12 protein-coding genes and 1 pseudogene are annotated in these 11,218 nt (G+C 42.7%); 8 read left to right on the forward strand and 5 right to left on the reverse strand.

Going from position 1 to position 11,218, the window contains the following annotated elements; translation table 11 throughout:
- Positions 1-25: 25 nt before the first annotated feature.
- On the reverse strand, positions 26-313 hold the full coding sequence (locus B3V56_RS04380) for a DUF3144 domain-containing protein (protein WP_286303365.1): 288 nt from the start codon (positions 311-313) through the stop codon (positions 26-28).
- 268 nt (positions 314-581) lie between these two features.
- Between B3V56_RS04380 and B3V56_RS04385 the strand changes: the two genes are divergently transcribed.
- A complete protein-coding gene (locus tag B3V56_RS04385; protein WP_286303366.1) occupies positions 582-914 on the forward strand; it encodes a YnfA family protein in 333 nt (110 codons plus the stop codon).
- A 158-nt stretch (positions 915-1,072) separates the two neighbouring features.
- Here B3V56_RS04385 and B3V56_RS04390 read toward each other — a convergent pair whose 3' ends face one another.
- From B3V56_RS04390 to B3V56_RS04405, 4 genes are read right to left on the reverse strand one after another with little or no spacing between them, the layout of a single operon-like run.
- Positions 1,073-1,438 carry a VOC family protein gene (locus B3V56_RS04390; RefSeq protein ID WP_289282599.1) on the reverse strand — a complete coding sequence of 122 codons (366 nt, stop codon included), beginning with the start codon at positions 1,436-1,438 and terminating at the stop codon, positions 1,073-1,075.
- A gap of 36 nt (positions 1,439-1,474) precedes the next feature.
- Complete coding sequence (locus tag B3V56_RS04395) at positions 1,475-1,678, reverse strand: hypothetical protein (RefSeq protein ID WP_286303368.1); 204 nt, start codon at positions 1,676-1,678, stop codon at positions 1,475-1,477.
- Between the two features lie 22 nt (positions 1,679-1,700).
- The gene (locus B3V56_RS04400; protein ID WP_286303369.1) at positions 1,701-2,315 is read right to left on the reverse strand and encodes a class I SAM-dependent methyltransferase; all 615 of its coding nucleotides are present in this window, start codon (positions 2,313-2,315) and stop codon (positions 1,701-1,703) included.
- A gap of 11 nt (positions 2,316-2,326) precedes the next feature.
- Positions 2,327-2,782 (reverse strand): hypothetical protein, encoded by a 456-nt coding sequence (locus B3V56_RS04405; protein WP_289283807.1) that lies wholly within the window; start codon positions 2,780-2,782, stop codon positions 2,327-2,329.
- Between the two features lie 196 nt (positions 2,783-2,978).
- On the opposite strand from B3V56_RS04405, the gene B3V56_RS04410 reads away from it, so the two are divergent.
- The 7 genes and pseudogenes from B3V56_RS04410 to B3V56_RS04440 all read left to right on the forward strand — a co-directional run.
- Positions 2,979-5,252, forward strand: coding sequence for a bifunctional diguanylate cyclase/phosphodiesterase (locus B3V56_RS04410; protein ID WP_289283806.1), 2,274 nt, complete (start codon positions 2,979-2,981; stop codon positions 5,250-5,252).
- Between the two features lie 513 nt (positions 5,253-5,765).
- The gene (locus tag B3V56_RS04415; protein ID WP_289283805.1) at positions 5,766-8,030 is read left to right on the forward strand and encodes a nitric-oxide reductase large subunit; all 2,265 of its coding nucleotides are present in this window, start codon (positions 5,766-5,768) and stop codon (positions 8,028-8,030) included.
- Positions 8,031-8,060: 30 nt separating this feature from the next.
- On the forward strand, positions 8,061-8,459 hold the full coding sequence (locus tag B3V56_RS04420; protein WP_289284001.1) for a SirB2 family protein: 399 nt from the start codon (positions 8,061-8,063) through the stop codon (positions 8,457-8,459).
- A 70-nt stretch (positions 8,460-8,529) separates the two neighbouring features.
- A complete protein-coding gene (locus B3V56_RS04425; RefSeq protein WP_289283803.1) occupies positions 8,530-8,973 on the forward strand; it encodes a CopD family protein in 444 nt (147 codons plus the stop codon).
- A 26-nt stretch (positions 8,974-8,999) separates the two neighbouring features.
- Positions 9,000-9,347 (forward strand): DUF488 domain-containing protein, encoded by a 348-nt coding sequence (locus B3V56_RS04430; RefSeq protein ID WP_289283802.1) that lies wholly within the window; start codon positions 9,000-9,002, stop codon positions 9,345-9,347.
- Between the two features lie 415 nt (positions 9,348-9,762).
- The gene (locus B3V56_RS04435; protein ID WP_289284002.1) at positions 9,763-10,977 is read left to right on the forward strand and encodes a hypothetical protein; all 1,215 of its coding nucleotides are present in this window, start codon (positions 9,763-9,765) and stop codon (positions 10,975-10,977) included.
- Between the two features lie 60 nt (positions 10,978-11,037).
- A pseudogene (locus tag B3V56_RS04440) lies at positions 11,038-11,218 on the forward strand (hypothetical protein); the annotation flags it as partial.

An 11,218-nucleotide genomic window follows, 5' to 3' on the forward strand; every position in this document is an offset into this window, starting at 1 on the left:
CGCTTTATAAACCGTTTGTGGTGAATTACTTCTGTGTATAGTTATCAAACCGAGCGATATATTCTTCAAGGTTTTGATTGAGCATTTCGGCATAACGCTGAGTGAAGTATTCAATAGCCGCTTGTTTTTCGGCTTGCAGGTTTTCTGCGTTTTCAACGGAACGGGCGACGCTGAAAGCATTAAAACGGGCGGCTGAAAAGAGAACGGCTGTATTAACGTCTTCTACAGAACTTTCAGCTGCTTGCTGATTGGCAATCGCGACGAACTCATCGACACGTTCTTGAAATGTTTTGCTTGGTGAATTTTCACTCATTCTTTTTCTCTCATTGGTTTTATAGGTTTGAAATGTATTGTCTGTAGCTAAGGCGTTTTTATTATTTATATCTGAGCTATTTGAACGGAGACATCATAGCAGATAGAAAACATGATAAAACCTTTGCCGCTATAGGGATAACCTGTCCTGTCCAACTAATTGCGAGCGTTCATGAGTATCAAGCAGACAGAGGCTTTGATACATTATCTATTATGGGATGGCTTTTCCAACACAAGGCCATTAAGTAAAACAATTAAGGGAGCATCTGTTGCCCGAACTAAAAATAGTAGGCTTGTTTCTTGTGACGGCTTTAGCAGAAATTATTGGCTGTTACCTGCCGTACCTTTGGCTACGTGAGGGAAAATCCATTTGGCTGCTAGTGCCTGCTGCACTCAGTCTTTCTTTGTTTGCCTGGTTGTTGTCTTTGCATCCAACGGCAGCCGGTCGCGTGTATGCCGCTTATGGTGGGGTATATATTTTCATGGCTATTTTATGGTTATGGGCTGTAGATGGTATTCGTCCTACCGTATGGGATATGGTTGGTTCTGGCGTGGCATTGTTGGGTATGGCGATTATTATGTTCGCACCACGAGGCTCCTAAAGACTGAGTTTTAACTCGCTTGCTTGATTACCGTTATTTGATGTTATCAATGAACAAATCAAGCTTAAAAATGCTCAGGCCAGGGCCTTTGCCAATGCTTTTATTCAAATTACATATAAAGTTGAGTATCAGTAACTTTGATAAGTTATGACACAAGTTCAAATATTCTGAGCGATACGCCATAACACACCACTTGGATCGTAGAGAACAAAGTCGAGCATCCCCCAAGGTTGTTCGGTGACAGCCGATATTTCAACCTTATACTTGTCTGTTATCCCAGCTTCGATAATGTGTTGATGCCAAGACTGCACGTCTTCCACAAGCAGGTGCATCATCAAATTTTCAGCCAGCGTTTGGTCATAAAAATTCTGAAGTAGAAAACTACAGTTACCGTGATAGAAGTAGGTCACACCAGCGGTATCAGATGCCTGCGTGAAGTCAAGGTCAGCATAAAAGGCTTGAGAGATTTCATAGTCTTTAGCCGGAATAAATGCTTTGATTTCAATGGTGTTCATATTTGCCATGGCTAACTGTTCCTTATTAAGGATGAGTCTGTAGGCTTATCGCTTTGATAATTTGATAGCGATACCGATGATACACATCACGAGCCAGACGATATAGCTAGGTAGCCAAGATGCATTCCAAGCTTCAGAAAAGACCATGGCTGCTGGTTGATTGAGATAAAAGTTGGCTAAAAGATTAAGTAATAAAACAATCATTAGACCGATAAGGCCGATCGTTAAGAGCATGTTTTTCCGTTTCATTATTTTCATCCTTGTGGAGAGTTTATTCGTCTATCGAACGGACTTTTTGTGCGATAAGGAAAGTGTGTAATTCCGGATATTGATCATATTCCAGATGCAGACACTGACAACCTAGTTTCATTAATAATGCCAAAAAGCCATTCGTACCTAAACTGGAGTAATACACTTCTGGTCCCATGAAATCATCTGTATGTTCGCCGGGTTCATTCGTGCCGCCAAATGAAAAAATCAATATGCCGCCCATGTTCAGGCTGTTAACCAGCTTAGTTAATACAGGCTTTTGTTGCCCCAGTGGAATATGCCAAATGCTATCCCAGGCGGTAATGAAGTCGTAGCAGTTCTCAATCTCCCATTTGCAGATATCTTCATGGTGAAATGTCACTTCTGGATGACGCTGTCTGGCAAGGTCGATCATTTTGCTGGAAATATCGACACCTTCAACGTGAAATCCTTCTGTTTGAAGGAGGTCGATAAAACGTCCGGTACAACCACAGCCAACATCCAGTGCATTACCTCGATGGTCAGTAAAACTGATAGCACGCTTATGCGCTTCGATACCGTTATTTCTTTTAAAGTCCTTGCTTTGCCAGAGGTGGGTAATGGTGTCGTAGGCTTTGCCAATATCGTCTGGATTCATATGAGAGTAGGTCACAATTTATTGGCTTTTGTGTATTCCTCAATAAACTCATTAATGAGGAATTCAACACTCTCATACAATTCATCCATGTCGGCGATATCTTTGGCATATCGTCCCCAGACAAACCCGTCTTTGCTATAGCATTTTCCATTAACGCGATAGGACATGGTTCTGCTGAAATCGAGATAAAGCAGAAATTCACCCGCATGCACTTCAACACGTAAAAATAGCTGAGCATCATCACGTGGGCTTTGCTGAATATTAGCAGCGTATAACTGACTATCGATGATGGCTTCCAGCTCACTCTCATCAACACTATCCGGCTCCACGGTATACACCACATAAAGCTGATCTGGTTTAGTTATTTCAAGGCCTGTACCAGTGTTTGCCATAACGGAAGAAGCCTGTAGTATAAGACTGACTATGAAGAAAAAAGGCAGGAAGCGTTGGAGTGTTGGGTTTGTCATTTAAGCGCTCAATATCAATTGATGGTATTGGATTCATTGCTGAGTTTGATGATAACAGAGCGTGCCAAGCTTGCGAATTTTAGCGGTTCTTTTTGAAGAACGTTATCAATTATTCCGAATCATTCATCTGTCCTGTTATGGCGTTATATATCCAGCTAAGCTATCGGCTACCTGTAAGAATCGAGTGGTTTTTTTTATGAATACTGTGTGGATGTCAGCATTAAGAATATCCATCATTTACGTGATTATTGGTGGCATATGGATAATCACTTCCGACCAGGCTCTTTCATATTTTTTCAGTGATAAACAAACACTTGTTGAGCTACAAACTATAAAGGGCTGGTTCTTTATTATCGCTACGGGTCTCATTCTTTTCTGGCTAGTTTATCGTCAGTTGAGAAATATGAATGAGGCTGAAGAGCGCTTACGCTATGCGCTGAATGCTTCTGGTGATGGCGTTTGGGACTGGGATGTGCCTTCAAGCAAGGTGTGGTACTCCAAGCAGCTGCAAACAATGCTTGGCTATGCCGATGGGGAATTCAGTAACAGCCTTGATGAATGGTCGAGTCGTGTTCATCCGGATGATCTGGCGTTGGTGATGGAAGATTTACAGCGTCACCTTGATGGTAAAACAGATTGTTATATCAATGAGCACCGCATGCGCTGTAAAAATGGGCATTACAAGTGGATTCGTGATAGTGGACTGGTGATTACTCGTGATGAACATGGGAAACCTATACGCCTTGTCGGTACACACGCTGACATAACCACCCGTAAAGAAGCAGATGAAAAACTCAAGCTGGCCAATACGGTATTTACCCATGCTTATGAAGGGATTTTAGTCACTGATACTGATAATAAGATTATCGAAGTCAATGACGCTTTCACTAGAATCACGGGCTACAGCAGAGAAGATGTTATTGGTAAGAGCCCTAAACTCCTTCAGTCAGGTAAACATTCTCCAACGTTCTATGAAGAGATGTGGCATTCAATTAAGACGGAAGGCTATTGGTCTGGTGAGGTCTCAAACATACACAAAAATGGACAGCCATTTATAGAAATGCTGACGATCAGTGAAATTCGTGATGCAGATGGTAACGCCGTTAACTATGTGGCCTTGTTTTCAGACATCACACATATTCGTGCACAACAGATAGCACTTGAGCGACTGGCAAGTTATGACCCATTAACCTCACTGACCAACCGTATCTTACTGGCTGATCGTCTCAAGCAATCCATGGTACATTGCCAACGTCATCAACAATTATTGGCGGTGGCCTTTATTGATTTAGATGGCTTCAAGCAGGTCAATGACACTTATGGTCATGAAGTCGGCGATAAACTTCTGGTCACTATTTCTAATCGTATGAAAGCGGCGTTACGAGAGGGCGATACCCTTGCTAGGATTGGTGGGGATGAATTTATCGCCGTACTCACCGAGCTGAATGTGTTTGAAGACTGTGAATCGGTGATTGAGCGTCTGTTAACGGCATCCTCTGAGCCTATTTCTATTGATGATAAAACCTTTTCAGTGTCTGCCAGTATCGGGGTGACGTTATTTCCAGAAGACAGTGTGGATGCCGACATTCTCATGCGTCATGCTGATCATGCTATGTATACAGCTAAGCAGTTGGGTAAAAATCGCTATCACCTATTTGATGTGAATCAGGATGATGCCATCCGCTTACATAGAAAACAGTTGCTGGATATTGAGTTAGCACTGAAAAACGATGAATTTGTCATGCACTTCCAACCCATCGTCAATATGAGAACGGGCTCGGTGATTGGTTTAGAGGCCCTGCTTCGCTGGCAGTCACCTGAGGAAGGCTTGTTAACACCAGGTGCGTTTTTGCCCTACATAGAAAACAATCCCATCAGTGTTAATTTGGGTGAATGGGTTATCCATGCAGTCCTGAAACAAATCAGCCAGTGGCAAGCAGCACAGGCCACTATGCCAGATATAATCAGTATTAATATTTCAGCTCTACAGATTGGGCAGACTAACTTTGCTGATAGATTAGCCTCTCTGCTGAATGCTTATCCTGAGGTAGACCCGCATAAAATTGAACTGGAAGTTTTAGAAACCAGCGCCTTAGAAGACATCCAGAATGTATCAAATACAATGAATGCCTGTGCCCAGCTAGGTGTGAAATTCGCAATTGATGATTTTGGGACAGGCTATTCATCACTGACATACCTCAAGCATTTACCGGCGGAAATCATCAAAATAGATCAAAGCTTTGTGCGTGACATGCTGATTGACGAAGATGATCTGGCTATTGTGAAAGGCGTTATCGGTCTGGCAAATGCCTTCCAGCGAGGCGTCATAGCCGAAGGCGTGGAATCTGCCGAACATGGAAAAGCCCTATTAGAACTTGGCTGTGAGCAAGCTCAAGGGTTTGGTATTGCGAAACCGATGCCAGCAGAGCGTGTGCCCGAGTGGATAGAAGGATGGAAACCACAGTGGTGAGTACCCAATGTTATTCAGACATCCTATCCTCACGAGTTCACTATCTGTTTTGGCTGGCTGAGTGACAGCCTATCTTTAATTATTAATGCTCTCGCTCACTTAGTTTTCAATCTCAAGAAATTCAAACGAGCCGTATCACCATTTTGATACAGCTTTTTTTATCTACTTATTGCGAAATCGTTCGCACCGCACATTATTTCGTCTATTCCTTCATTAATTTCAATTAGGAGATGAGCGTTTTTTTCCTGTCTTTAAACTTCAACTAGTTCCATTCCTTGCTTTAAATAGGTAAATGAAATACCTTATTAAAAAGGCGGGATTTGATAGCTGATGCTATGTTTTTATAAAGTCATTTTATTAAACAGAAACAAAGTGTTAACTGTTGTTCTCAATAGAGAAATATATTGATTGACGCGCAGCTGTCGACTTGTTAACTCAGTCATTCCGTCATTTACTCGGTATTCAATAAAGCCTTGCTCAGGGTATAGGCGCCATCTCACAAAGGAGTGACTGATGACAAACGTAAAAAAACTCTGGTTATTTCTCGCTTTCTTATTGTTTGTGTCTTTTGGGGTGCTGATATGGAGTGGTAATCAGATTTACCAGCAAGCGCCACCTATGCCCGAAAAGGTCCTCACTTCTGATGGTCAGCTACTTTATAGCCGCGCTGAAATTGAAAAAGGACGACAAGTCTGGCAGTCCTTTGGCGGAATGCAACTTGGCTCAATCTGGGGACACGGTGGTTATGTTGCTCCGGACTGGAGTGCCGACTGGATGCACCGAGAGTTGATGGCCTTACTCAATCTCTGGGCGAACCGAGATTATGGTGTGGAAAGTTTTGAGCTTGCCAATGCCGAACAGCAAGCCGCTTTGCAAGGCAGACTGAAGTCCCTAGTCAGAAAAAATACATACAATCCCGACACTGGCGTCATCACTTTAAGCTTGGACAGAGTCAAAGCGATAAGTCAGGTCTCTGAACATTATCAACGTCTCTTTAGTGATGAACCTTCAACGGCTGAGCTTCGTGAAGCTTACGCCATGAAAAATAACACGGTCACCGATCCAGAAAATCGTCGTGTACTCTCCGCCTTTTTCTGGTGGACGGCATGGGCCACTATGACTAATCGCATCGATGGTCACATTACTTATACCAATAACTGGCCTAATGAGCCGTTGATTGATAATAAACCGCCGGCGAGTATGTTTCTCTGGTCTGCATTCAGTGTGACATTCCTGTTGGCTGGAATTGGTTTAATGGGCTGGTATTACGCGGTGTCTCATGGCAAAGAAGAGGCGACCAGTAAACTGCCGGCAACCGATCCCATGCGCGATTTACGACCTACACCTTCGATGATGGCGACAGCCAAATATTTCTGGGTGTTGCTCGCTTTATTCCTGGTACAAATTCTACTCGGTGCGGTGACTGCGCATTATCAGGTAGAAGGCCAGGTTATGTATGGCTTTGAGTTATCGGAAATTTTGCCTTACTCGATAACTCGCACCTGGCATACCCAACTGGCCGTATTGTGGATAGCACTTGCTTGGCTCGCGACCGGCCTTTATATCGGTCCTGCCGTATCGGGTTATGAACCGCCTTATCAGCGATTCGGTGTGAATTTGCTGTGGGTCTGCTTGCTAGTCATTGTGGTCGGTGCCTTTACTGGGCAATGGTTCGCGGTGAATCAGACATTAGGATTGGAGCATAACTTCTGGTTCGGTCATCAAGGTTGGGAATATGCCGATATTGGCCGGTTCTGGCAGTGGTTCCTGTTTATCGGTTTATTACTCTGGTTGTGTTTGGTGGGGCGCTCGCTCTGGCCGACATTACGTCAACCCTCTGAAAGTCGTTCCATTATTGGTTTACTGTTCTTATCCACCGTTGCCATTGGCTTGTTCTTTGGGGCGGCACTGGTCTGGAATGAACACACCCATATTTCCATGGTGGAATACTGGCGCTGGTGGTTGGTTCACCTCTGGGTTGAAGGATTCTTTGAAGTCTTTGCCACAGCAGTTATTGCGTTCTTATTTACTCGTCTGGGCTTAATCCCGGTCAAAACAGCAACAGTTGCTGTGCTGTTTGCCACGATTATTTTCATGTCAGGAGGCGTAATTGGCACATTGCATCATCTCTACTTTGTCGGATCACCTACACCGGTATTGGCGTTGGGTGCCAGCTTCTCAGCACTCGAAGTAGTGCCACTGGCCTACATCGGGTTTGAGGCGTATCACAATTACACGTTGGGTCATGCGACTGAGTGGATGAAACGTTACCGCTGGCCGATTATGTTCTTTGTGGCCGTGGCGTTCTGGAATTTGGTCGGTGCCGGTTTATTTGGATTTTTAATTAATCCACCATTATCGCTGTACTACATGCAAGGTCTTAACCTGACGCCTCTGCATGGTCATACCGCCTTGTTTGGTGTTTACGGTATGTTGGGTATTGGTTTGACCTTGTTCTGTATACGCGGTATCAAGCCTGATCTAGTCTGGCCGGAAGGTATTCTTAAAGCCAGCTTCTGGTGTTTCAATATTGGTCTGGCTCTGATGGCTTTACTCACGCTGTTACCGCTTGGCGTTATGCAATTGTTTGCCAGCCTGAATCATGGTTATTGGTACGCCCGATCAGCGGACTTTATGCAGCAACCGGTTGTTGATTTACTGGTCTGGATGCGTGTGCCTGGCGATACCATCTTTGCTGTCGGCGCTTTGTTATTAGCCTGGTTTATTCTTAGCTTATGGATTAAACCAAAATATGAAGGTGGGCAACAACGCGGCTAGAAGCCAATCCGATTTAAGGAGTGACTGACGGTGATTGAGTTCTATGATGAGGTTCGGCATGTACACTGGCTGATGGCCTTTGCCAGTGGTGGCTTGCTCTTCATTCATGGACTCATTCACCTGAGTCAGGCCGATAATCTGCTTTCAACGTCCGTTCGTTATCTTCGCTACGGCGTTGATACAGTATTGATCACCGCTGCGTTAATGCTGACCAATATCGTGCAGCAATTTCCTTTTATCGATGCTTGGCTCACGGTGAAGTTTCTGCTGCTGATGGTTTATTTGTTTCTCTCACACATCATGCTCTACAACACTCGAAACCAGCGGCAATATGTCATAGTTTGGGGGCTGGCCTTGATGACCTGGTTGTTTATTTTCAGCGTAGCGAAAACCCACAATAGCTGGGGCATATTCAGTTTGCTCTTTTGAGGTCAAATCACATTCATGCCTATGGCTGGCTCGTTGAAAGCCATTTTATAGGTGCATTTAGAGGATAGTTATGTACGGGACATTATTACTGCTTCACATACTCGCAGCCACCATATGGACGGGAGGGCATATCATCTTATCGGTGGTGATCTTGCCTAAGGTATTAAAACATCGTTCGCCTGAAGAGCTGCTTAGTTTTGAGTCAGTGTATGAAAAGATAGGCATGCCCGCCCTGATTATTCAAATCTTAACGGGGTTGTATCTGGCTTATCATGTGCTGCCAGACATCACACAATGGTTTAACCCCACAAATCCCGTATCACATGCCATCATGGCAAAGTTATGTCTGCTGCTTTTAACACTCAGCTTTGCTGTGCACGCACGATTTCGCGTGATTCCTCATCTCTCTCCAGACACACTCAAAGTGATGGCCTGGCACATCATTCCCGTCACCCTTCTTTCCATCTTGTTCATCGTTGTTGGTGTGTCATTCCGAACAGGTTGGCTTTATTAATCACACTGCAATAACAGGAGGCATACATGAACATTAAGCTACATCGTATTTATGAAAGTGATGCACCCACAGGTTACCGAGTACTGGTGGACCGATTATGGCCACGTGGAGTATCAAAAGAAGACGCCAATCTGGATGCCCACTGGAAAGAACTCAGCCCCAGTGATGAGCTACGTAAATGGTTTGACCACGACCCTGACAAATGGAACAGCTTCCGTAAAAAATACCTCAGCGAACTGAGTGAACATAAACAAACCGCCAAAGACTACCTAGCTGAAGTCAGCCAAAAAAATGTTGTGCTCCTCTATGCAGCAAAAGACAAACAACACAGCCATGCTCATATATTAAAAGAGTATCTCGAGAAGCTGGGTTAGCAAGCGATTTTCACGTCAAACGCATAAGCAGTGTTTATGAGTGCATTCAAAAATAGGATTACCCCTTTTTATTTTATGGTTTTGTATGCCGCTGATAATAAATGAGTTATAGTCGTCTTTAATCATGTGGTGAAAGAACGTCTTGTGATGACAACAAGGATTTGATTCAGAATAGAAAGGGAAAGCTTGCCATGGAATATCCGAGTCTCAGAACACCGAAAGCTAGGCACTATTTTTCACCGTTAGCTTAAAAATTTGGCCTTATAATTCTGTGAATAAGAAATTACTTTTATTAATAAACAACAAGTTAGAGTTTTTGGCGAGGAATTATAAGGCCGCCTGTTTAATATTTATTATGAGGCCACTGGCCTCATAAAACAGACTGTTAAGTTCCTATAGGAAACAGAAGCACTGAATGTTTAAGTCAATAACATTTTTTAATCAAAATACAACGGATACATTCAATCCTTTGGACATTGGTGCATTGGTAGAGTGTATGTTGTTCTACGGAGAAACTTCTGTAGTCGCTAATCAAAGTATTTTGCGACAGTTGTTTACATATTTTGGGATTGATCGTGTAGTTGAACTAATTGAAGAAAATCTACTTAATATCATTTATACAGAAACAAATGTAGGTGTAATAACACGAACAACAAATGGTACTGAAGAGCATGATATTGGGCAGTTTTCATCACCTCAACACACTTATCAAGACGAGCTACGAAAAATATGCATTGATGTTATAGGTAAAACTGGCAAAGGAAGAAGAACGGCACAAAGAATACAAGGTTTAATAAAAGTTAAAAATCATGAAAATATAATCTTGGAAGGAGCAAGAAAGTCTTTTATCGACCAAGAATATATAAATTACTCTGCTAAGAGCATAATCCAATCTCTAATACCTGAAAAAATAGATCTAGATGGTGTCGTATTTCAAACAGAAAAGTCAAAAGGCGGCCTAGTAGTTGCTACAAATATTAATTATGCAGCATTAAATCAGGTATACCACAAATACACACCACCATCTCATTCAACGATTAACTCCGCCCTTATATTGAGTCACACCCTAAATGTTGAAAGCGAGTTATTTTTCTCTTCTAATAATTTATCCGAAATAGCCACAAGCGGATTGAGCGCCAATCTCATATCGCACAAAATTAATTACCTTTTGGAAAAAAGCATTCAAAGCTCTAAACAAATCCAGGATTTTCAAGGATTTGTTTTTGATGATGCCAAATCACTAAGGGAAGCAGTAAATAAAAAGCAAATTGATCTTGATGCTCTTGTCTCGGTTCTTAAAAATTCACAGAAATTCAAAAAATGGATATTAGGAATAGAGCCAGATCAGAATTTAATAAAAAGTTACTACGCTGAAGTTACCAAAAAGACGATTGTAGATAAACTGCCTGGTAAAAGTGCGCGTTGGGGTATATTTACAGGCGCAGGACTTATTGCTGATGTAATGGCAACAGGGGGCATTGGAACAGCCGTTGGGTTGGGGCTTGGTGCGTTAGATACATTCTATTTAGATAAGTTGATTTCAGGCTGGAAACCTAATCAATTTATTGAAGATGATGTCAAAGAGTTACTAAAAAAATCAGACCAAAAGGGTCAGACTCGATTGGTATGATTGATGTAGGGGATAAAGTTATTTAGACTCAAACTATTCTCATTATTCAAGGATTGAACAATGGCTCGCTTGCCTGGTTTTGTTATTCCCGATCATCCTCAACATGTGATTATTCGAGGCAATAATCGAGAGCCTATTTTTCTGGCTGATGAGGATTATCACTTCTGTCTTGAAAAGCTAAAGCAAGCCTGCATTAAACATGAATGTTCATTACAAAAACCAATCGAGTCTGACCCTGTAC

It is taken from the genome of Methylophaga sp. UBA2513, from assembly GCF_002341285.1.
Lineage (GTDB): Bacteria > Pseudomonadota > Gammaproteobacteria > Nitrosococcales > Methylophagaceae > Methylophaga > Methylophaga marina.